This window comes from Gammaproteobacteria bacterium, from assembly GCA_035501935.1.
Lineage (GTDB): Bacteria > Pseudomonadota > Gammaproteobacteria > JAJPIJ01 > JAJPIJ01 > JAJPIJ01.
This window is the reverse complement of record DATJVC010000027.1, coordinates 1-20,581: the sequence shown is the minus strand read 5'-3', so window position 1 is coordinate 20,581 and position 20,581 is coordinate 1. Positions and strand designations below refer to the sequence as shown.

The 20,581-nt window shown below is 62.1% G+C and carries 19 protein-coding genes; 3 read left to right on the top strand and 16 right to left on the bottom strand.

The window, feature by feature from the left end; genetic code table 11:
• Positions 1-13 precede the first annotated feature (13 nt).
• From nagZ to VMH34_07585, 3 genes are read right to left on the bottom strand one after another with little or no spacing between them, the layout of a single operon-like run.
• Positions 14-1,066 (bottom strand): beta-N-acetylhexosaminidase, encoded by a 1,053-nt coding sequence (nagZ, locus tag VMH34_07595; GenBank protein HTT08639.1) that lies wholly within the window; start codon positions 1,064-1,066, stop codon positions 14-16.
• Complete coding sequence (locus tag VMH34_07590; GenBank protein HTT08638.1) at positions 1,063-1,866, bottom strand: ABC transporter permease; 804 nt, start codon at positions 1,864-1,866, stop codon at positions 1,063-1,065. Before VMH34_07590 ends, nagZ begins: the two co-directional genes overlap by 4 nt.
• Positions 1,863-2,786, bottom strand: coding sequence for an ABC transporter permease (locus VMH34_07585; protein HTT08637.1), 924 nt, complete (start codon positions 2,784-2,786; stop codon positions 1,863-1,865). Before VMH34_07585 ends, VMH34_07590 begins: the two co-directional genes overlap by 4 nt.
• A gap of 112 nt (positions 2,787-2,898) precedes the next feature.
• Between VMH34_07585 and VMH34_07580 the strand changes: the two genes are divergently transcribed.
• Positions 2,899-3,402 carry a hypothetical protein gene (locus VMH34_07580; protein ID HTT08636.1) on the top strand — a complete coding sequence of 168 codons (504 nt, stop codon included), beginning with the start codon at positions 2,899-2,901 and terminating at the stop codon, positions 3,400-3,402.
• 16 nt (positions 3,403-3,418) lie between these two features.
• On the opposite strand, the gene VMH34_07575 is transcribed toward VMH34_07580, so the two are convergent.
• Genes VMH34_07575 through VMH34_07560 form a run of 4 tightly spaced genes read right to left on the bottom strand, consistent with a single transcriptional unit; the run spans position 3,419 to position 7,877 of the window.
• Positions 3,419-3,541, bottom strand: coding sequence for a hypothetical protein (locus VMH34_07575; GenBank protein ID HTT08635.1), 123 nt, complete (start codon positions 3,539-3,541; stop codon positions 3,419-3,421).
• Between the two features lie 15 nt (positions 3,542-3,556).
• A complete protein-coding gene (locus VMH34_07570) occupies positions 3,557-4,042 on the bottom strand; it encodes a L,D-transpeptidase (protein ID HTT08634.1) in 486 nt (161 codons plus the stop codon).
• The gene (locus VMH34_07565) at positions 4,042-5,532 is read right to left on the bottom strand and encodes an ABC transporter substrate-binding protein (GenBank protein ID HTT08633.1); all 1,491 of its coding nucleotides are present in this window, start codon (positions 5,530-5,532) and stop codon (positions 4,042-4,044) included. Before VMH34_07565 ends, VMH34_07570 begins: the two co-directional genes overlap by 1 nt.
• Positions 5,533-5,534: 2 nt before the next feature.
• Positions 5,535-7,877, bottom strand: coding sequence for an exo-beta-N-acetylmuramidase NamZ domain-containing protein (locus tag VMH34_07560; protein HTT08632.1), 2,343 nt, complete (start codon positions 7,875-7,877; stop codon positions 5,535-5,537).
• Between the two features lie 19 nt (positions 7,878-7,896).
• On the opposite strand from VMH34_07560, the gene VMH34_07555 reads away from it, so the two are divergent.
• The gene (locus VMH34_07555; protein ID HTT08631.1) at positions 7,897-9,408 is read left to right on the top strand and encodes a putative glycoside hydrolase; all 1,512 of its coding nucleotides are present in this window, start codon (positions 7,897-7,899) and stop codon (positions 9,406-9,408) included.
• Positions 9,409-9,440: 32 nt separating this feature from the next.
• Here the strand turns inward: VMH34_07555 and rlmD are convergent, their stop codons facing one another.
• The 5 genes from rlmD to cysM all read right to left on the bottom strand — a co-directional run bounded on the left by rlmD (position 9,441) and on the right by cysM (position 15,307).
• Entirely contained in the window at positions 9,441-10,730 is a 1,290-nt protein-coding gene (rlmD, locus tag VMH34_07550) for a 23S rRNA (uracil(1939)-C(5))-methyltransferase RlmD (protein ID HTT08630.1), read from the bottom strand.
• Positions 10,731-10,737: 7 nt separating this feature from the next.
• Positions 10,738-11,517, bottom strand: a complete 780-nt coding sequence (locus tag VMH34_07545; protein HTT08629.1) for a 3'-5' exonuclease — start codon at positions 11,515-11,517, stop codon at positions 10,738-10,740.
• A 50-nt stretch (positions 11,518-11,567) separates the two neighbouring features.
• Entirely contained in the window at positions 11,568-12,194 is a 627-nt protein-coding gene (locus tag VMH34_07540) for a YdbL family protein (protein ID HTT08628.1), read from the bottom strand.
• Positions 12,195-12,291: 97 nt separating this feature from the next.
• Positions 12,292-14,304 carry a hypothetical protein gene (locus tag VMH34_07535; GenBank protein ID HTT08627.1) on the bottom strand — a complete coding sequence of 671 codons (2,013 nt, stop codon included), beginning with the start codon at positions 14,302-14,304 and terminating at the stop codon, positions 12,292-12,294.
• 100 nt (positions 14,305-14,404) lie between these two features.
• Positions 14,405-15,307, bottom strand: a complete 903-nt coding sequence (cysM, locus tag VMH34_07530; GenBank protein ID HTT08626.1) for a cysteine synthase CysM — start codon at positions 15,305-15,307, stop codon at positions 14,405-14,407.
• A gap of 203 nt (positions 15,308-15,510) precedes the next feature.
• Between cysM and VMH34_07525 the strand changes: the two genes are divergently transcribed.
• Positions 15,511-15,975, top strand: a complete 465-nt coding sequence (locus VMH34_07525) for a YbhB/YbcL family Raf kinase inhibitor-like protein (protein ID HTT08625.1) — start codon at positions 15,511-15,513, stop codon at positions 15,973-15,975.
• 3 nt (positions 15,976-15,978) lie between these two features.
• On the opposite strand, the gene VMH34_07520 is transcribed toward VMH34_07525, so the two are convergent.
• From VMH34_07520 to VMH34_07505, 4 genes are read right to left on the bottom strand one after another with little or no spacing between them, the layout of a single operon-like run.
• Positions 15,979-16,752, bottom strand: coding sequence for a hypothetical protein (locus VMH34_07520; protein HTT08624.1), 774 nt, complete (start codon positions 16,750-16,752; stop codon positions 15,979-15,981).
• 29 nt (positions 16,753-16,781) lie between these two features.
• The gene (locus tag VMH34_07515) at positions 16,782-19,073 is read right to left on the bottom strand and encodes a protein kinase (GenBank protein HTT08623.1); all 2,292 of its coding nucleotides are present in this window, start codon (positions 19,071-19,073) and stop codon (positions 16,782-16,784) included.
• A gap of 41 nt (positions 19,074-19,114) precedes the next feature.
• A complete protein-coding gene (gene rimI, locus VMH34_07510) occupies positions 19,115-19,588 on the bottom strand; it encodes a ribosomal protein S18-alanine N-acetyltransferase (GenBank protein HTT08622.1) in 474 nt (157 codons plus the stop codon).
• Positions 19,585-20,358, bottom strand: coding sequence for a uracil-DNA glycosylase (locus tag VMH34_07505; protein ID HTT08621.1), 774 nt, complete (start codon positions 20,356-20,358; stop codon positions 19,585-19,587). Before VMH34_07505 ends, rimI begins: the two co-directional genes overlap by 4 nt.
• Between the last annotated feature and the right edge of the window lie 223 nt (positions 20,359-20,581).

Below are 20,581 nucleotides of genomic sequence, written 5' to 3'. Positions count from 1 at the left end.
ATTTGCAATTTTCTCAAGCGGCATTGTCATCGAGATCCATTTGCGCAGGCATCAGCGATGCCAGCAGGCGGGTATTCTGTAACCAGCGTTCGGATACTTGCAACGCAGGTGGTGAGAGGGCGGCCCGGCCGTGCATGCGCATCAAGCGGGCGCGCGACAATGGGGACATCTCGATCTTGAGTTCCGTCAGCAGCTGTCGGATGGCCGCGGGATTGTTGCAGATCAGCGCCATGTCACAACCCGCCGTGAGGGCGGCCACTGCGCGCTGCGTGATGTCACCGGCCACCCCCGCGCCCGCCATATTGAGGTCATCGCTGAAGATCACGCCGTCAAACTCCAGCCGCCGGCGCAGAATATCCTGCAACCAGATGCGGGAAAATCCCGCCGGGTTGTCATCGACGCGCGTGTAGATCACATGCGCCGGCATCAGCGCTTCGATATTGTTCTGGATCAGATGCTGGAAGGGGCGCAGGTCGCTGTGGAAAATCCGCTCCAGTTCGCGCTCGTCGACGGGCACGGCGTGATGCGAATCCGCCGCCACCGCGCCATGTCCGGGAAAGTGCTTGCCGACCGCCGCCATGCCGGCCTCGCGCATGCCCTTCACGAAGGCATAGGCGAGCGCGCCCACGGTATTCGGATCGGCGTGAAAAGCACGATCACCGATTACACCGCTTACGCCCCGGTTCAGATCCAGCACCGGTGCGAAACTGAAATCGATCCCGGCCGCCCGCAGTTCCGCCGCCATCACCCAGCCGCAGGCGGTGGCCTCCTGCAGCGCGGTGGTCTCATCAGCGTCGTAGCGTTTCCCCAGGAGGGCACAGGCCGGCAGGCGGGTGAATCCCTCGCGGAACCGTTGCACGCGACCGCCCTCGTGGTCGACGGCAATCAGCAGCGGTGGATGGCGCGCGGCATGAATCGCGCCGGTCAGTTCCAGCAGTTGCGCCGGATTAGAATAGTTACGCGTGAACAGGATCACGCCACCGATCAGGGGATGCGCCAGCCAGGCGCGCTCCTCCGGCGAGAGCGCCGGAGCGGCGAGATCGATCATGAGCGGCCCCAGGGTCATTGCCGTATGACGGCGCGCACATCCAGCCGCCGTCGCAGGGATTCACCGATCTCGTTCACCGCCGCGACAATCAGGAGCAGCGTCATGCCCGGGGCCACGAGCAGATGCGGCGCCACCAGCATGTAATACGTGCCGTCGCGAATCATGCCGCCGAGCGACGGGGCCGGCGGCCGCGCGCCCAGGCCCAGAAACGAGAGCCCCGCTTCGGCCACGATCACGCCGCCCACGCCCAGCGTGGCTTCGATGATGAGCGGCATGGCGATGAGCGGCAGCACGTGCCGCCGCCAGATCACCGGTGGCGCCGTGCCCACCACCCGCGCCGCCTGCACGTGTTCCCGATCCCGCAACGCCAGTGTTTGCGCGCGCGCCAGCCGCGCATAGCCCACCCAGCCGGTCAGCATCAGGGCCAGCGCCACGTTGGAGAGCGACGGCCCCAGCGCCGCGGCCAGAGCCAGTGCCAGCAGCAGGCCCGGGAACGCCAGCGTCAGGTCGATGAACCCCATGCAGAGCCGATCCCATGTCCCCCCACTCCATGCCGCCGTCATACCGATCATCGCGCCAAACACCGCGCACACCGGCACCACGATCACCACCACCGCCAACGAGGCGCGCAGGCCGAGGAGCAGGCGATCCGCCACGCGCCGCCCCAGATCGTCATAGCCCAGCCAGGCGCCTGCCCCGGGCGTGGATAATATTCTGTCGAGATAAATGTGGTTGGGTTCGAGCGGCAGCAGACCGGCGGCAAGCGCGAGGCCGGCCCAGGCGAGCAAGATGCCGTAGGCCGCCAGTTCACGCTTCATGAAGACGCGCGCACGCGCTCGTCAAGCGCGCCATGGGCCAGATCGACGAGCATGTTGACGCCGACATAGATGACGGCGATGAGCAGCACGCAGCCCTGCAGCATGGGATAGTCGCGCCGCAGGATGGCCTCCACCGTGAGCAACCCCACGCCCGGCCATTGAAAGATCGTTTCAGTAATCACCGCGCCGCCCAGGAGCGCGCCGAGTTGCAGGCCGAACACGGTCAACGCCGGCAACGCGGCATTACGCAGCGCGTAATGCAGGAAGAGGACACGCGGCGGCAGACCGCGGGCGCGGGCCGCGCGCAGAAAATCCTCCTGCGCCACCTCCAACAGGCTGCCGCGCAATATGCGCATGAGCGGCACACTCAAGCCCACGCCCAGTGTCAACGCCGGCAATACCAGTGAGGCGCCGCCCTCGCGGCCACTGACCGGAAACCAGCCCAGTTGCAGGGCAAACACCCACACCAGCATCGGCCCCAGCCAGAACGACGGTACCGCCGCTGCCATCGCCGCATATCCCGCGCTGCAAAGATCAAACGAACGCCCCGGTCGCCGCGCGGAAAATATTCCCAGAGGCACGCTGATGATGAGAGCCACTATCATGGCAGCGGCGGCCAGTATGACGGTCGCGGGCAACCGTTCGCAAAGCACATCAAAGATCGCGCGTCGCGAATACAGCGAGGACCCCATGTCGAATCGCAGCAGACCACACAGATAATGCAGCCACTGTACCGCCAGTGGTTGGTCCAGTCCCAATGCGTGACGCAACGCCGTGCGCTCGGCGGCGACGGCGGACTCACCCAGCATCACTTCCACCGGATCGCCGGGCACGATATGGATCAGCAGAAACACGACGCTGACCACGCCAACCGTGACAATGGCGGCGTGGAACAACCGCCGGCAGAGGAATCGCCACATGGATCAGGCGCCTTTCCGCCAGCGCATCGGCCGGGTCAATCGCGACATCGAATTATGATACAGTTATTCCCGGTGTTATAAGAAAAAATACCGAATACCTTGAGGGTATCCCGTGGACGATGAATCCGGCGGTCTGACACTCGCAACATTTGCCAGCAGCCTGCTCAACACCCTGGTCAGACTGACAGGACTGGCGCTGCTGGGGATCGGAACATGGACGGCGGTGAATCTGATCGAGGAAGTCTGGGCGCTGTACCATGACCCGGCGCGACCCACCGTGGAACACTTCGCGACGGCCATTGAAAACGCCTCGCATGTCGACAGGCTGCTGACCCCCAAACACGGCATCGGCGCGGAGGACACCGCGGCGCCAGATGCGACGGGCGCATCCCCCGACGCCAGATCTGCTGTCCCGGCGGCAGCGCCGGCCACCAAGACCGAGGAGACATTCCGGTTTTCCTATTTCATCGCCTGGCCGATTGTATTGTTGATGCTGCTGTTGATCGGTCGACTGGCATTGGCCATGATCAAGATCGGCGGCGAACTGGCACTCTACGACGTGCAGATCAGGCGTTTTGCGGCGGGGTTGCTGCGCGAAGTGGCCCGCAACCGCTGACCGGTTTGCTTAAAAACTATTGCGGTATCCGTCCGTAACGTAATCCTCGGTTCGCGTCCTCGATACGTTCGCCCTTCCGATCCAGGCGCGCTTCGATATGCTCCACGGACTGGCCGCCGGCGGGTGTCGGTTTGTTCATGCCGGGCTCCCTGGATCAATCAATCAAAACGCGCGTGCCGACTTCGATCAAATCATACAGGGCCAGCAGATCGGTGTTGCGCATGCGTATGCAGCCGCGCGATCCCGGCGCGCCCATCGGCACTTCATCCGGCGTCCCATGCAGGTAAATGTAACGCGCGTGCGTGTCCACATCGCCGCCCAGATTGCGGCCCGCCTCGAGGCCCCGTAGCCAGAGGATACGGGTCAAAATCCAGTCCCGTCCCGGCGACTGATCACGCAGGGTCCGCGAGTAGATTTCGCCGGTGGGTTCGCGGTTCACAAACACGGTGTTGACCGGGCAGCCTTCACCGATCTTGGCCTCGATGCAGTGCCAGCCGCGCGGGGTGCATTCGCTGTTCAGTTTCTCGCCGGGCCCGTTGCGGGCGGCCGAGACGGCACAGGTCATGAGCACGGTGTCGGCGTCATCCAGCAACCGCAATGATTGGCTTGCCAAATCAATTTCAATGTGGGGCGTGTTCATCAATTATTTGTCCGGCCGCCGTGCCGGATCGTCACCAACCCATCATAATTCCCATCAGGCGACAAAGTATATCCCCGCACATCACCGCGCATCACGGCCACCACATCTTCATACCACAGGGGCACAATGGGCAATTCCTGCAGCAGGATGGCGGCAATGTCGTGGTAAATCGATTGCTGCCGATCAACAGAATCCGCGCGATCCGCCTGATCGAGAAGCGCATCGACCTGCCCGCTCTTGTAACGGCCGCGGTTGGCGCCCGCAGGCGGCACCGAGCCCGAGTGAAAGGCATAGCGGTAGATGTCCGGCAGTTTCAGTCCGACCCAGGATAACCCGTACATCTGGAAACGTCCGGCCTTGATATCGTCATAAAACGTGCCCCAGTCATTGCTGCGCAGATCGACCTCCACGCCGACATCTTGCAACTGCTGCTGGAAGATCGACGCCAGCCGCACGCGCAGCGGATCGCTGGATGTCTTGTACACCAGCCGCAACGGCCGGGCCGGGCCATAACCCGCCGCCGCCAGTACCGCGCGTGCCGCCATCGGATCGTAACGCCGGCCCGGCGCATCACCTGCGCCCGCCCAGTGATTCGGCGGCAGGACGCCATTGGCCGGCCGGGCATCGCCGTCCAATACCTGATGAATGATGGCCTCCCGATCAATGGCCTGGGCGATGGCGGTGCGCACACGTACATCGCGCAAGGCGGGATCATCCATGTTGAACCCCAGATAGGCCACCGTGTCACCGGCACGCTTTTGCAATCGGATTTGCGGCCGTTGCTGCAACCAGCGGTACAGCTCCGGCAGCAGATCGCCCTGCAGTAGATCGATTTCACCGCGGGCGATCTTCAACGCCCGCACCACGGGGTTGGGCACGACCAGAAACTCCACGCGGGCGTGATCGGCCACGCGCTCCAGAATCAGATGCGTCTCATCCGGCCACGCCACGAAGCGCAGCGGCCCGCTGCCGAGTGGATGACGCCGCAGCGCCTCGGCGTCCGCGGACAAGACGCGCGCGGGAACTATTCCCAGCGTCATGCGGCCGGGGAACAACGGATCGGGGCGGGTCAGAATGAAATCGATCTGCCGTTCATTCTGTGTTTTGATTTCCGCGATCATGCTGACGGTCTGGCGGTGCGGCGAGGCGTGCGCCGCGTCCAGCACATAGGCATAGGTGGCCTGTACGTCGGCGGCGGTAAGCGGCGTTCCATCATGAAATCGGTGCGCACCGCGCAGCGTGAAGCGGTAATGCGTGGGATCGATCTCCTCCCAATCCGCCAGTGCCGGTACCGGACGGTAGCGATCGTCGAAGTCCACCAGCCGCTCATACAACAACCGGTCGATGCGTTCGGATACCGCGTCGGTCGCAAAAAGCGGGTGCAAGGTCACCGGTGCCGTGCTCAAACCCATGCGCACCACCTCCTGCGGCCACGCGTTCATCGGCAGGAGGAAAAACAACACGACCGACAGCGTCGTGCGCACGAACATGTTCAATGGTAAAGCAGATATTGCTGGCGTAATTGCCGCCATGCGCGTTCATCCGCCTCCCAGCCGGCGGCGATTTTGGCGGCACTGTCGCCGGACAATACCTGCTCCAGAATATGTTTCGAACCGAGCAGGCCGGGCTGTTTCTGCAAGGAATAATCTACGCCGGACAGGCGATGCAACGCCACGGCAATCTCAAGCGCGGTGCGCACGGGACGAAAGCGGTTACGATCCGTAACCAGCAGATGCACCCCCTGACAGTTTTGTCCGGCATATGGCGCCGCGGTCGGCATGAATTGCACGGGGTAAAAGCGCACGCCGGGCGGCGACTGCGTGTTCAGAGTCTGCGCCAGGCGCGCGCCGTCGATCCACGGCGCGCCGATTTGCTCGAATGGCGCGTCGGTGCCGCGCCCCACCGAGATCGCCGTGTCTTCGATGGCCCCGATGCCCGCGTACAACAGGGCCTGCGTCAATGAGCGGAGATTGGGCGAGGGATTTCTCCACACCAGGCCGGTATCGTCGAACCAGTCCGGACGGCGCCAATTCTCCATGGGGATCACCGTCAAATCCGCGTTGATCTTTTTCTCGGCGTTGAAGAGGGTGGCCAGTTCGCCCATGGTCAGGCCATGCCGCAGGGCCATCGGAAAATAATGCGTGAATGCCGGCTGGTCCGCGTCCGGCCGCGGTCCCTCGACGTCGGTGCCGTTGATGGGATTGGGGCGATCCAGTACGAATATGGGCACATGCTGCGCGGCGGCGGCTTCCAGCATATACGCCATTGTCGTCATGTAGGTGTAGATTTGCGCGCCCACATCCTGTAAATCGATGACCACGGCATCGACCCCGCGCAGCATCTCCGCCGTGGGTTTTTTGTCGGCGCCATACAGGGAGTACACCGGCAGCCCGGTCTCCGGATCGGTGGCGGAGGCGACAACGCCATTGGCGTCCGCATCCAGGCCATGCTCCGGTGTGAACAGGACCGTAAGTTTGATTTCGGGCGCGCCGCGCAAGACATCGATTGTGGTGCGGCCATCAGCGGCCGTGTCATTGCGCTGTGTCAGCAAACCGATCCGCTTGCCCCGCAGCGGCTCGAAATTGCGTTCGCGCAGGACATCGATCCCCGCCTTCACCGGCAGGGCGGCTTTGTCCTGTTCCGCCATCCCGCCGATATCGCGGATGGCGGCGGCGGCCAGTGTCGCCACGCGCGTGCGCAAGTCGCGGACATCGCCATGGCCGTCAGGATGCAGGCGATTGGTGAGAATGATCACGAATACGCCGCTGCCGGGATCGAGCCAGATCGACGTGCCGCTGTAACCGGTGTGGCCGTAGGAGCCATAAGGAAACAAATCGCCGCGCGCGCCGGAGTAGGCCGTGTCTATGTCAAATCCCAGACCGCGGACACCCGTGGCGTGATCCGTCGCCGGCGTCGTCATGCGCGCGACCGTCAGCGGGCTCAGGACACGCACGCCACGATCGTCGGCGCCGCCCGACAGCAGCATGGCGCAGTACAACGCCAGATCGGCGGCGGTGCTGTACACGCCCGCATGGCCGGCCACGCCACCCATGCGGTAGGCCACTCCGTCCTCCACCTCTCCGGTCATCACATCCGTGGCGGCGATGCGATCTTTCAACGCCTCCGGAGGACGAAACGAAGTATCGGTCATCTCGAGCGGCTGAAACAGGGTCTCCCTGACATAGACATCCAGCGGTTGCCCACTGGCGACACGCACCACTTCGCCCAACAGGATGTAATTAAGATCGCTGTAGCGGAATTGCCTGCCGGGTGGGCCAAAGGCCTTCTGATCGCATGCGAGCCTTATGCCATCTTCATAGCCGTGGATTTTTTCCAGGAGAGGTTCCTCGAATCCCGAACGCAGGCCCGAGTCATGCGCCAGCAGATTGTGCAGGGTGATGGCGCGCTTGTCGGCGCGATCGCACGCCGGCACCCATTTCGACAATTTGTCCTCCAGGGTCAACCGGCCGTTTTCCACCAGTTGCATGATGGCGGGTGCGGTGGCGACCACCTTGGTCAGCGAGGCGAGATCAAAAATCGTATCGCGCGTCATCGGCTCCGGTTTGGGCCTGACCTCGCGCCGGCCGAATGCCTGGAAATAAACGATTTGATGTCCCCGCCCGATGAGCACGACAGCGCCGGGATAATCACCACGGCGGATACCCTCCTCGACCAGCGGGGCGATCTCCGTCAACGTATTGGCATCCATGCCCACGGTCTCGGGCGCCACCTCGGGCAGGGCACGTCCCCAGACCGCCTGCAGCGCCGATAGAAGCGCGTAGAACAGGACACCTCTCACCGCCATCGTCAACCTGCCATAGACTCCAGCCGCCATGGGCAATTACACTAACATAATGAACCGCACTCTCACGCACATTCCGGCGAAATATACCGCGGCTGCGATACTATGGTGGATCACGATGGCCGCATGGGCGGAGGAACCCCTCGTCGCCCCTGCCACGGAAACTGCCACCCCGGCGCCCTCCGCACCCACGGATTCCGTTCCAGATGGCACGGCGTTGGCCGCCGGTCTGGAGGATCAACTGCGCGACAATCTGCCGCCGGGTGGAGAATATCGCGACGGCCGGCTCATACACACCGTGCAACACGGGCAATCGCTCGGCTGGCTTTGCCAGAAATATCTTTATTTCACGGATTACTACACGCCGGACCAACTGGCACAGGCCATACGCGAACAGAACCATCTGACCGGCGCATGGCTGTCGCCTGGGAAAGAGATCATCATCCCCGGATTGCGCACCATTCCCCTCACGGCGCAGACTGTGCCGCAGAACAAGGACTTTCCCGCGCGCGGGATTTACATCACCATGACCTCGGCGGCGACGCAGCGGGTCCTGAGTCTGGTCAAACAGATGAAACCCGCCGGCATCAACACCGTGGTCATCGACATCAAGGACATGAATGGCGTGGTGGCCTACAAGTCGCAGGTGCCGCTGGCGCAGAAGATCAACGCCAGCGAACACGGGCCCATCCGCGATCTGCCCAAGCTCATCAATCTGCTGCACGCTCAGGACATCCACGTAGTCGCCCGGCACGTGGTGTTTTACGATCGCCAACTGGCGGAGAACGAGCCGCGCCTCACGCTGAAGTCGAAATCCGGCGCGCCGTGGAAGCAGCACGGCAAGCAGGTATGGGCGGATCCCGCCAACACGGAGGTGCAGGACTACAACCTCGCACTGGCGGCGGAAGTCGCGTCAATGGGCATTGATGAAATTCAGTTTGACTATATCCGCTTCCCCGCCGAGGGTGAACTGGCCGACATCGCGTACTCCTTCGATCCACAGTCCACACCCAAGTACGAAGTACTCGCTGATTTCTTGAAGCGCGCCGGCGAACTGCTGCATCCCAAGGGCGTGCTGATCTCCGTCGACGTGTACGGCGTCATGGCCTGGAGCAAGCAGCGTGACATCGACGTCACCGGTCAGCGACTGGCGACGCTCAGCCATTACGTGGACGTGATCAGTCCCATGCTTTACCCCTCGCACTTTTATCCGCCGTTTGAGGGCCACATGTATCCCGCCTGGGAACCTTATTTCTTTGTCTATGAGGGAATGATCAAAACCTCGCGGCTGGTCACCGAGGGCGGCGCGCGCATTCGCCCCTGGTTGCAGGCCTTTCATTACCGCGTGAAGGATCACTACCACCCGGATTACGTCACCACGCAAATTCTCGCCAGCCATGACATTGGCGTGTCGGATTTTCTGCTGTGGAACGCCGGCAATGACTACGACGTCGGCCTGAAGGGACTTGAACTCTGGAACCAGCACGAACAACTCACCGGCAATGAACCGGTGCAAACCCTCTCCTATATACCATCGAAACAGGCCGCTGTGCCGCCCAATTAACGCTTGATTTGCTCACGCGAATCGCCCGCTTTTCAGCGGGAAAAAAGGGCGATGGATTCGACGTGGGCGGTGTGGGGAAACATGTCCATGATGCCCACGCTCTCCAGCTTAAGGCCGTGTTCCTTCACCAGCAACGCGGCATCGCGCGCCAGTGTGGCGGGATTGCAGGACACATAGACCAACCGCTGCACCCTCGTCAGATTCAACCGGCGAATAATGTCTTGCGCGCCGGTGCGTGGCGGGTCGAGCAGTAGTTTGGTGTAATTCCCGGCGGGCGGTGTTGCCGTTGTGAGATTGGCCTGCACGAATTCGGCGTTGGTCACCTTATTGCGCGCGGCGTTGGCGCGCGCGCGATCAACAAGTCCGCGTTCTCCCTCAACACCCACAATGCGGCGCACGCGTCGCGCCAGCGGCAGCGTGAAATTACCCAGCCCGCAGAACAACTCCAATACCACATCTCCAGGCTGGGGCTCCAGCAAGGCGATGACCAGGTCTATCGCCGCTGCATTGATGCCGGCATGCGTTTGAATGAAATCGAGCGGTTGAAATTCAATTTCAATACCGTGCGCCGGCAGACGATATTTCAGCGCTGGTGATTGATCCAGCGACTGCAGTGATTCCACCCCTCCCGGTTGCAGATAAAACAGAATGCCGTGCACGGCGGCAAAATCGCGCAATAGTCGCAGATCAGCTTCAGTACATGGGATAAGATGCCGGATTACCAGCGCCACCTGTTGCTCGGCGATGGCGACTTCGATCTGCGGTACGTCCGTGCGTAGCGACAGTGAATTCATCAATTCACGCAAGGCGGGCAGCAGCACGCTTACTCCTGAATCCAGCACCTCGCAGCTTGTAATGTCGGCGATAAAATTTCCTGACTTCTCGTGAAAACCGATCAGCACGCTTTCTTTTTTCTGCACGTATCGCGCACTCAGCCTGGCGCGGCGGCGGTAATTCCATATCGAGCCCGTCACCGGCGGTAGCACACGCACTGGCCGCAAACCTCCGGCATGGGCCAGATGTTCAAGCATGGTCTTCTGCTTGTGCGCGATCTGTGACCCCGATCGCAGATGTTGCAGGTTGCAACCGCCGCACACGCCGTAATAAGGGCAACGCGGCGCGATCCGATCCGGCGAGGCCCGGATGATTTCCACCGCCACAGCCTCGTCGTAACGCTTGCGCCGGCGTGTGTAGCGTAACGTCACCTGCTCGCCCGGCAGGGCGTTGTCGACAAATACCGCCTTGCCGTCGACGCGGGCGACACCGCGCCCCTCGTGGGACAGCGATTCAATTTCAGCGGCGACGATCGGCGCGGTGGCCACGGCCGGGTTACGCCGCCGGCCAGGCATTGAGGAATTCTGTGAAATGAGGCTTGTCTTCGGCGCGCAAGTAATCGCGCAGCCGCTGGCACTCGGCGGCGTAGGCGGTATCGGTGATCCGCCCCCGCATCAATTCGAACCGCAGGAAGATCAGATAAGTATTCAAGACATCGGTCTCGCAGTACTGGCGGATCTCGGCGAGCCGGCCTTGCTGAAAGGCGTCCCACACCTGGCTGCCGTCCATGCCCAGTTTTCCGGGAAAGCCCAGCAGACCCGCGACCTCATCGAGCGAGGCGGTGGCCCGCGCCTGATAGCCGGACAGCACGTCCATCAGATCGGTATGGCGCCAATGGAAGCGGCCGAGATAATTGTTATAACGGAAGGCCGGATCGTCATCGCCAGTCTCCCAGTAGCGCGGCGCGGCGATGCCGTGCAGCAGCGCGCGGTAATGCAGCACGGGCAGATCGAATCCGCCGCCGTTCCAGGAAACCAGCGTCGGCGTGTAACGCTCGATGCCGTCGAAGAAACGCCGGATGATGTCAGGTTCGGAGGCGCCGACATCCGCCAGCGACCAGACACTGAGCTTGTCGTCGCGCCGCAGCGCTGCGGCGATGGCGACAATGCGATGCTGCGGGTATTTGAGGAAATCGGAGCGGCCCTCGGTCTCCTGCCGGCGCTGCGCAAACAGAAGATTCGCGATGGCGTCGTCGCTCAGACCCTCCAGGTTCCGCAAGCGCCGCGCCGATTCCACGTCCGGCACGGTCTCAATGTCAAAAACAAGCACGTTCACGGCAGTGATTCTACCACCGCGAATGGGAACACTTGCTCAATGGCGCAGGATTATTTCTGCACCCAGTCGCCGTTCGCGTTCTGGAACCACCAGCCGCCCGGCGCATTGGCCACCCAGCGTCGATCGAAGATGGTGCGGACCTCGCGCTCCCATTCCGGATGGCCGTTGGCCCTGGCGATTTCCCCGTACAACACGTTGCGATCCGCATTTTCTTCGCCGACCAGCTGGCTCACCGCGCCGCGATCCTTCAACGACACCGCCTTGGGATCACGCAGCGCCACCAGCCCGTTGCTGGTCATGCCAACCGCGCCGCTGTTGTAAAACGGCACCAACCGCTGATGACGGGCCTGCATGGTGCCCTTCAGCCTGTTGATGGCCGGCGAGGAGACATCAATGTCCGGCGCCTGTGCCAGCGCGGGCGCGATCATCCAATCCAGCATGGCGATGGATCGCGCGGAGATTGATACCCCCGCCGCATCTGATCGCTTGTCGCCCGCGGGCTCCTGCTTTTTTTCCTCCTGCTGTTTCTGCTGCCCGGCCTTGACGCCGTAGACTTCCTTGACGATGCGATCCGCCGCCTGCTCCACGGCCGCCGCCGGGAAATACACGTTGACCGTCACGCAGGCAGCCAGGGCCGGCAACCACAGCAGTCCTAACACCCTCTTCATCTTGCGCATGCTTGCACTCCTTTTCCTGAAACCGCGGACGTTCAATTGGACTGTCGAAATTGCGGCGGGTTGCCTGAATGCCGTCTGAACCCCGCCCTGCTGCTGTTTATTGCACCTGCATGTCGCCGCTGGCGATCCGCTTCAGCCCGTACACCAGATCGCTCCACGGGATGGCGTGACCGGTGCCCTTGACATCGATCCACGGCGGCATCAATCCGCCGCGCGTCACGATGTAAAAGCCATCCGGTGCCGGCGCCACGCCATCCATCTCGCAAACGTCGTGATACAGGCGGCACGCGATTCCCAGCTGATCATACGAGTAATCCTTGAACACCTGCAGGAACCCGCGTGACAGCGAGCTGGTGACCCCGCCACTGCCGATCGCGCTCAAATTGTCGACGGCCCGCTGGCTGATGCGGTGCCGGGAGTGGTCGTCCCGCGGCGTCTGGAAACGCGCCTCGAAATATACCGGCGACCAGTTTTCCAGTCTCAAATCCTTGAAGCCTCCCTCCAGCTTGCCTTCGATCTTACCAAAGGAGAATGCGCTGGTCAGTTGCTCCAGGTCGATGTTGGCAATCGCCACATCCGTGGTCAGAACCGGCGTGTCGCCGAACAGGCTGGCGACGCGCAGATCGTGAATCACGACCACGCCGCCGAAAAGGTTCATCAGCAAATCGCCGTGTACGAACAGGTTGTCGTGCTCATAGGTCATCTCCGGCAGCACGCCGGAGAGCTGACCGGAGAAGACCGGCCAGCCCATCGCCTGGCAGAAGTCCTGCATCGAAATCGGCGAAAGGCGGCCGCGCGTCTTGAAGCTGAAGTCGGGATGACCGACGCGGGCGATCTCGAATTGATCCAGTTTGAGCGTGCCGCCCAGAATCCGGACGTCGCTCCATTCAGTGATGGCGAGCTGCCGGTTTTTCGAACTCATGGCCACACGCCCACCGCCGAAATTGAGGCGATAGAGTGAAGCGCTGTCCCAGCGCAGCGCCGAGGCCATCGGTGTCGAACCGTCGTTCAGCAGCAGATCACCGTCCAGGTTCGAGAGCCGGAAACGGCGGCGCGCATCGTCCAGATAGACCCCGCGGAACCGCGCGTGCAGATCATGAACGCCGTCACTCTCCCAGGTCATTTCGCCGCTCAAGTGACCCTCGGCTTCCAGGCCGCACAAACTTTCGATATGACTGCACATCGGCTTCACGTGCTGCTCGTAGGCCGCGCGCATGTCGACATCGTCCACGGTGAGCACCAGCCGCCGCACGGACGCAGGTGCGGCCGGCGCCAAATCACCGCTGGCGGCGAGTTTGAGAACGCCGGGTTGATTCAGTGAAAACCGCCGCATTTGCAGCGTTTTCCCGTCCGGCGCGTAGTCGGCGTCCCATGTCGCGGTGATTGGCCCATCCGCCACCTCCAGCGTGGCGCCGGGGTGATAATCCTGCACGGTCATGCCGGATTCGACGTAGATGGCGCCCGCGGTCAATTCGGCCCGCCCCTGCAACCCGATGCCAGCCTGCGCCGATTGTTCGGCAGCGGCCTCGATATGGAATGCGGCGTGATCGGCGAGATGTTTCCCGGTCACGGAAAAATCAGACGCATTGAGATCGATCCGGGCGTGCGTCCATGACGACGCGTTGCCCGCCGCCGTCAAATGAAATGTCACCTTGCCCGCCTCATCGGTATACCCGCCCGGCCAGACGCCCAGCTTCTGCATCCACTTGCGCAGTTCCGGCACCGTCAACTGCGCCCCGTGTATATCCGCCTGCCAGTCTGACGGCGTACGCGTCAGCGTTGCGCTTACCGTGCCCTTGGCGAATTCCGCCTGATTAACGTCGAGGGCAAGCCGCCCATGCTCCATGTCATAAACAAAATGCACCGGCGCCTTGATCTTCGCGGCATTCGCCCCGCCGATCTCAATGTCCCCCCGATCGCAGCGGATGTTTGCCGCATCCCAGGCCAGCGCGGAACACGTCACATCAACCTCATTAAGGGTGACGCCGGACGGCAGATTCAAGGCGTGCGCCGTGGCATGCAGCGTTGACTGATCGTCGGCTCCCGCCCGCCAGTCCACGGCGACGCCATCTGCGCCGATGCCGGCGACTTCCAGTCTCCCGAACTCCATGTGACTGGTGACCGGCGGCCCGGCGCGAACGGATGACGGTACCGCGGGTAATTCAACCGCGACCAACAGCAGCAGAGGGAACAAGCGCGCGGAATGCAATCTAGGCCGGGAAAACACCGGTAGAGAGGTATCGGTCGCCACGATCGCAGATGACAGTCACAATGACCGCGTTTTTGACTTCACGCGCGGTGCGCAGCGCCACCGACGTCGCGCCGCCGGAAGATATGCCGGCGAATATGCCCTCCTCCGCCGCCAGCCGGCGGGTCATGTCCTCGGCTTCCTTCTGCGTTATCTCTTCGACGCGATCGACGCGCGTACGATCAAAGATCTTCGGCAGGTAGGCCGGCGCCCATTTGCGTATGCCTGGGATTTGCGAGCCCTCCGCCGGGTGGCAGCCGATGATGTGGACGGCGGGATTTTTCTCCTTGAGGAAGCGGGAAACCCCCATGATGGTGCCGGTCGTGCCCATCGACGAAACGAAGTGAGTAATCTTGCCATTGGTATCGCGCCAAATTTCCGGGCCGGTGCCTTCGTAGTGCGCTCGCGGATTGTCCGGGTTGGCAAACTGGTCGAGGATGATGCCCTTGCCTTCGGCGCGCATGGCCTCGGCGATATCCCGCGCCTGCTCCATGCCGCCCTTCTCCGGCGTCAGCACGAATTCGGCGCCAAAGGCGCGCATGGTCTGCCGCCGCTCCAGCGACAGGTGCTCCGGCATCACCAGCAGCATGCGGTAGCCCATGATCGCCGCCGCCATCGCCAGCGCGATGCCGGTGTTGCCGCTGGTGGCCTCGATTAGCGTGTCACCGGGCTTGATGTCGCCGCGCTCCTGCGCGCGCTTGATCATCGACAACGCCGGCCGGTCCTTCACCGAACCGGCGGGATTGTTGCCCTCCAGTTTAGCGAGGATGACGTTGCTCGCATGCACGCCGCAGCGCTGTGGCAGGCGCTGCAAATGCACCAGTGGTGTATTTCCTACAAAAGCTTCCAGCGTCGGATGGTCCATGCCGGTCATTGTATGTTGGCTCATGAAGTAACGGAACCCGCCATGGATTTGATCTAGAATTGCAATTACTCAAGTTTGACGCTGAAGATGGACCAATCCCGGACATGCGTGCATATTTACTGATGAGCCTGGGCAGTCTAGCCCTGTTTGCTGCTACAGAAGCGGCGGCGGAGGTCACGCTGCACGAACAGGAGGAGGGCAATATGAAAATCGAATCACCCGCGTTCAAGAACAACGGCGCAATTCCCGCGCTCTATACCTGTGACGGCAGGGATATATCACCAGCGCTCAACTGGTCAGAAGTGCCGGCCGGTACGAAAAGCCTGGTACTCATTATCGACGACCCGGACGCGCCGGACCCCGCGGCGCCGAAGATGACCTGGGTGCACTGGGTGCTCTACAACCTGCCGCCCACTACGACCGGTCTCAAGGAAGCCATCAAGCCCCCGGAACTGCCGCCGGGCACACGGGAGGGCATCAACGACTGGAAGCGCACGGGCTACGGCGGTCCCTGCCCGCCCATCGGCCGGCACCGTTATTTTCACAAACTCTACGCGCTCGACACCGTGCTGCCCGATCTCGGGAAGCCTGCGAAGATCGCCGTCGAGCAGGCCATGGAGGGACACGTCATGGCGCAGGCGGTGCTGCTCGGCACCTATCAGCACTAAGGCCTAGGGCCCGTACAACGGATTGCGCGGTGGGGGTTTCTTCTGCGTGCCTTTGCGAAAGCCTTGAAAGCGGACACCGATATTGTTGATGGCATCCACCGTGTTGCGGTCCTCGGACAGGGTTATCGTATCAACCCAGCCACCGATGACCCAGTGCAGGGTGAATTTTCTCTGTGAAGGATCCGTGCATTCCCAATTGCCCTGGTTGGGGATGAGCGAGAGGTTCTGTAGCGTGCCGTCAGCGTTCACGATCGTCGTCGAGCCAAGAACCCAGTCCCACTCGCCCACCAGCGCGCTACAGGTCTCCTGAAACTCCTTCGCCCTGGCTTGGCCGGCGAGCGCCGTGGCGTCATTCGGGAAGAACGTCAGCGCCCGGGTATAAGCCTGCAAGGCCGGGGCATAGTCCTTCTTGTTCATCGCCGCATCCCCATCCCGCATTTCCCGGTCGAATTCAACTCGTTGCTGCTGCTCAAGCTGTTGCCGGTGTTTTTCCTCCTCCGCTTTGCGCTGTGCTTCCTCGGCGGCTTGTTTTGACGCCTCCTCCTGTTTTTTCTTTTCCTCCTCGGCGGCGCGCTGCTGCGCGGCTTCCTCCTCCTTTTTCTTGCGCTCGGCCTCGGCCTTCTTTTTGGCTTCGGCTTCCGCCTTCTTTTTGGCCTCAGCCTGCTCGGCCTCCTTCTTTTCTATCTGCTGCTCCAGCGCCTTGAGTTCCTCGTCAGTCGGCGCCTGTGCCATCACGTACACCGGCAGCGCCACCGGGCACGCCAACAATATGCTCAAAAAGAGGTTGCGAAGGATGTGCATTATTGTCATGGCGCGGCGAGGGTGTCTGCCTGGGCCTTCAAGTCCCTGGCGCGCTGGAGGGCGGCGCGGGCGGCGGCGGTATCGCCGGACTGCAGCGCCTTCTTCGCCTCCGCCGTCGCGGCCGCGGCAAGTTCAGTGATGCGCGTGCGCAACTTGTCGCGCAAGGCGGCCACGGTCGCGGCATCCGCGCCAAGCGTCCGCGCCTGTTCGAGCTTGATCAGTGCCGCCGGCACGTCGCCTCTCGCAATGGCTGCATCCGCCTCCTGCAGCACTGCTTTTTGCTTCTCCTTGGCGGCCTTCGCTTCGGCCTCGGCACGCGTCTGCGCCGCTTTCTTCAAATTCAGATCATCGCGGGCCAGCTTGATATTAGGGGCATCGGGTGAGATGGCGGTTGCCTCATCCAGATATTTCCCCGCCTGGTCGAAATTGGCGGCGGCGGTGGCGTTCATGGCCAGCGACACAAACTTGTCGGCGATGGCGCGTATGCCCTGCTGCGCCTCCGAGTTTTGGGGATCGAGTTGCAGGACTTTCTTGTAACGCGCGATAGCATTGTTGCTGTCGGCGCCGATCAGCCGCAACGCCTCGATGTCCGTCTTGGCCTTCGCCAGCAAGTCAGCGATTTCGGAAGACTTGCTCTTCTCCTCAACCTGCACCGGCGGTGCTGCGGGTGGCACGGGTGCGGGCGCGGTCGACGCGGGTGGATGCAGGACCCGCTCCAGTTCCATTCGATAGTACCAGCCCACTGCGGCGACCATCGCCACGATCAGTGCGATGAGTTCGGCACGGTAAGCCTTGCGCTGTGGCGCCACCCGCGCGGGCTGTGTGTCCGCGGCGGCGACGGTCTCCGCCGCCGCCTCGGCCGCCACCACCGCGGCGAGCTGTTTGGTGGTCACACCGAATTCCAAGCGCCATTCGGCGATGTTCTGGGGACGCTCCTTCTGGCGGAACTTGAGGGCGTGATCGATGGCCTTGAGGAAACGCTCGGAATATCTTCCCCGGCACACTTCCATGGCGCTGACGAAGACATCGTTTTTCGTCTCCAGGATGGTCTTGCTGCGATCAATCGCGTCCATGGGCGGCCGGCCGGTGACGGCCCGGTAAAGGGTGGCGCCGAGACCGTAGATGTCCGTCCACGGGCCCTGCTCCTGTCCCTTGCTGTAGTACTGCTCGAAGGGCGCGTATCCGGGGGACACCAGGCTGGTCAGCGTCTTGGTCTGCTCGCCGAGCGCCTGGCGCGCCGAGCCGAAATCAAGCAGCACCGGCGAGCCGTCCTCGCGGATGAAGATGTTGGCCGGTTTGATGTCGCGATGGATGAATCCCTTGGCGTGCACCTGTTCCAGCCCGTCCAGGATGGGCAGCAGGATCTTGAGCAACTCGGCCTCCTCCACGGTTTTGCGACGGGTGAGGATTTCCTGAAGACTCTCGCCCTTCTCGTATTCCATCACCATGTAGCCGGTGTTGTTGGCGGTGAACACGGACGCGACGCGCACGATGTTGGGGTGCTTGAACTTGGCCAGGGTCTGCGCCTCGGAGATGAATCGATCAAGGCCCCACTTGAACTTCTCGCCGTCTGTATCCATGACTGGATGGACCGACTGGTCCTGCTCGCGCACGGCCAGTTCGGCGGGTAGATATTCCTTGATCGCGACCTGCTGCTTCAGGTTGTCATCGTAGGCGAGATAGGTGATGCCGAAGCCACCCTGCCCCAGCACCCTGTCGATGCGGTACCACAGCAGTTTATGACCGGGCCTGAGCGAGTTGCGGTGGGCCTTGTCCGTCCCAAACAGCACCTGATAGACCCGCATCGGTTCGGCGATGTTCTTCAACTGCTTCTCGCCCAGCGATTTGAATTGATAAGGCAGCTTGTTTTTGACACAGTCGTACACGGAGCCGGAGATGTTGATCCCGCCGACGTCCGCGATGCCCTCCAGCCGCGCGGCGACGTTGACGCCATCGCCGAGAATGTCATTGCCCTTGACGATGATGTCGCCCAGGTTGATGCCGATACGATAGGCCAGCTTTTCGTCCTCTTTGCGGCCCGCCATCTTCTCGCCGATTTTCTCCTGGATGTTCACTGCGCAGGTCACGGCGTCCCCCACGCTGCCGAACTCGGCCACCACGCTGTCGCCGGCGGTGTTGGCGATGCGCCCGCCATGCGACGAGATCAATCCATCAATGATCGTGCGGCACTCATTCAACAGCCGAAAGGTGACTTCCTCGCTCTGCCCCATATGGCGGCTGTAATCCTTGACATCCGCGCAGAGTATGGCCGCCAGCCTGTGTTGAATCTTGTCCATGAGTGGCTGGTGTCGCGCAGAGGGCGCGCTGATCCTGGGGTTTACTGAACAACCAGCGACTTGGCGAGGATGAGGGCGTCTTCGCGGCCTTCGCGGGCGGGATAATAGGCGCGGCGGTAGCCGACCTCGCAGAAACCTTCGCTGGCATAAAGCTGTTGGGCCGCCTCGTTGGACGGGCGCACCTCCAGAAACGCGGTCTCGGCGCGGTGCTGCAGGGCGATCTTCAGCAACTGGTGCAGCATGGCGCGACCATACCCCATCCGCCGCGCCTCGGGCCGCACGCAGAGATTGAGCAAGTGCGCCTCGCCGATGGCGACGGTCATGACGCCGTAGGCGTCCATGCGCCAGTTGCCCTCCAACACCCAGCAGGGATAGCCCACGCGCAGGCAATCGCGGAAGATGCCCGCCGACCACGGAAAGTCATAGGACTGGCGCTCGATCTCCAGGATTTCGCGCAGGTCGGCCTCCGACATGGGCCGGAATTGGATGGGCACGCTTTCGCGGACGGCGCTCATGCCTCACCTGCAAACACCTTCTTCGCGTACAGCAAGTCCTGCCAGGCCTTGCGCTTCTCCGTCGGCGAGCGCAACAGATACGCCGGATGATAGGTAATCACCACCGGGATGCCGAGGTCTTGATATTCATACTTGTGGCCGCGCATCTTTCCGATCGGCGTGTCCACCTTCATCAGGTTTTGCGCGGCGATGCGCCCCACCGCGAGAATGATCTTCGGCCGCAGCAGGCGGATCTGCCGTTCCAGATAATCACGGCAGGCGTGCTCCTCCTCCGGTTTCGGATCGCGATTGTTGGGAGGCCTGCATTTGATGATATTCGCGATATAGGCTTCCTCGCGCTGGAGACCTATCGCCTCCAGCATGGAGTTTAATAACTTGCCGGCGCGACCCACAAACGGCTCGCCCTGCTTGTCTTCCTCCGCGCCCGGCGCTTCGCCAATGATCATCCACTGCGCCTGCCGGCTGCCGACACCAAAGACAGTTTGGATGCGGCCTTGCGCTAATCCGCAGCGAGTGCATACGGACACGGTCTTCGCTAGCACGTCCCAATCCATCGCCGCGACACGGCTGGCATGATCGGCATCATTCGTCGTGGTTGCCATCGACATGAGTTGCGGCGCAGATCCAGGCTTTAGTGCGGGAGCAGGTGTTTCAGCAATCTCCATGGCAGCCGGCGGCGTTGGGGCGATGGCAGTAGGCAACCCGCGCCGCTCCCACACGTCAATGCCCATCTCCTTCAAATACGCCCGTTGCCGTTCGTCGAGTGCCATGTACCAATTATCCCGTCAGCCCCGCTCCCACACAACTCAAAAAATTAGGCGAGTAGACATAGGCTTCCCTAGCTCCTAAGCTGTAATTATGGATTGGTTAACCTTTTTTGCCGAAATAGCGAAGGCTTTAGCTTGGCCAATAACGGTCATCATCGGTTTATGTCTTTTCCGGAAATCCCTCTCTCGACTTTTGGTCGCATTTACAAATAACCCTTACTTACAC

What these genes read in the sequence shown, in the direction of transcription:
- VMH34_07575 (HTT08635.1), bottom strand. Translation starts at nt 3,541, where the DNA reads ATGAACAAACCGACACCCGCCGGCGGCCAGTCCGTGGAGCATATCGAA.
- VMH34_07590 (HTT08638.1), bottom strand. Translation starts at nt 1,866, where the DNA reads ATGAAGCGTGAACTGGCGGCCTACGGCATCTTGCTCGCCTGGGCCGGC.
- VMH34_07515 (HTT08623.1), bottom strand. Translation starts at nt 19,073, where the DNA reads ATGGACAAGATTCAACACAGGCTGGCGGCCATACTCTGCGCGGATGTC.
- VMH34_07535 (HTT08627.1), bottom strand. Translation starts at nt 14,304, where the DNA reads ATGGAGTTCGGGAGACTGGAAGTCGCCGGCATCGGCGCAGATGGCGTC.
- VMH34_07585 (HTT08637.1), bottom strand. Translation starts at nt 2,786, where the DNA reads ATGTGGCGATTCCTCTGCCGGCGGTTGTTCCACGCCGCCATTGTCACG.
- VMH34_07505 (HTT08621.1), bottom strand. Translation starts at nt 20,358, where the DNA reads ATGGCACTCGACGAACGGCAACGGGCGTATTTGAAGGAGATGGGCATT.
- VMH34_07570 (HTT08634.1), bottom strand. Translation starts at nt 4,042, where the DNA reads ATGAACACGCCCCACATTGAAATTGATTTGGCAAGCCAATCATTGCGG.
- VMH34_07560 (HTT08632.1), bottom strand. Translation starts at nt 7,877, where the DNA reads ATGGCGGCTGGAGTCTATGGCAGGTTGACGATGGCGGTGAGAGGTGTC.
- VMH34_07555 (HTT08631.1), top strand. Translation starts at nt 7,897, where the DNA reads ATGAACCGCACTCTCACGCACATTCCGGCGAAATATACCGCGGCTGCG.
- VMH34_07565 (HTT08633.1), bottom strand. Translation starts at nt 5,532, where the DNA reads ATGTTCGTGCGCACGACGCTGTCGGTCGTGTTGTTTTTCCTCCTGCCG.
- cysM (HTT08626.1), bottom strand. Translation starts at nt 15,307, where the DNA reads ATGGACCATCCGACGCTGGAAGCTTTTGTAGGAAATACACCACTGGTG.
- VMH34_07525 (HTT08625.1), top strand. Translation starts at nt 15,511, where the DNA reads ATGAAAATCGAATCACCCGCGTTCAAGAACAACGGCGCAATTCCCGCG.
- nagZ (HTT08639.1), bottom strand. Translation starts at nt 1,066, where the DNA reads ATGACCCTGGGGCCGCTCATGATCGATCTCGCCGCTCCGGCGCTCTCG.
- VMH34_07540 (HTT08628.1), bottom strand. Translation starts at nt 12,194, where the DNA reads ATGCGCAAGATGAAGAGGGTGTTAGGACTGCTGTGGTTGCCGGCCCTG.
- rimI (HTT08622.1), bottom strand. Translation starts at nt 19,588, where the DNA reads ATGAGCGCCGTCCGCGAAAGCGTGCCCATCCAATTCCGGCCCATGTCG.